2 pseudogenes are annotated in these 442 nt (G+C 67.6%); one reads left to right on the top strand and one right to left on the bottom strand.

The features are described 5' to 3' along the window. Positions 1–80: 80 nt before the first annotated feature. Positions 81–149 (top strand): annotated as a pseudogene (locus VE26_RS18600) (hypothetical protein); the annotation flags it as partial. Positions 150–254: 105 nt separating this feature from the next. Here the strand turns inward: VE26_RS18600 and VE26_RS18595 are convergent. Beyond that, positions 255–410 (bottom strand): annotated as a pseudogene (locus VE26_RS18595) (mandelate racemase); the annotation flags it as partial. Positions 411–442: the final 32 nt, after the last annotated feature.

Below are 442 nucleotides of genomic sequence, written 5' to 3'. Positions count from 1 at the left end.
TGTGCAAGGCTCTGCCGCCCTATGACCTGACCTAGATCGAGGAACCCACGCCGCCGGAAAGCATCGACGCCCTCGCCGATGTGCGCGCCAATAGCCCCATCCCCATCGCAGCAGGCCAACGCTTCTACGAGCTCCCGCGGTTCCTCGAGGCGCTCGCCAAGAAGGCTGTCGACATTCTCCAGCCCGACGTCTCCCATGCCGGCGGCATGGGAGACGTCGGGCTGGAGAATGTCGACAGCCTTCTTGGCGAGCGCCTCGAGGAAGCGCGGGGGCTCGTAGAAGCGTTCGCCTGCGGCGCTGGGGATGGGGCTGTGGGCGCGCACGTCGGCCGGGTCATCGATGCTTTCGGGCGGCGTGGTGTCCTCGATCCAGTTCAGGTCGTAGTGCGCCCGACGCTTCCAGTGGGCCACGGCCGTGGGCCCTGTTGGGCGGCCCGTGCAAA

It is taken from the genome of Devosia chinhatensis, from assembly GCF_000969445.1.
Lineage (GTDB): Bacteria > Pseudomonadota > Alphaproteobacteria > Rhizobiales > Devosiaceae > Devosia > Devosia chinhatensis.
This window is presented reverse-complemented; position numbering and strand designations above follow the sequence as displayed.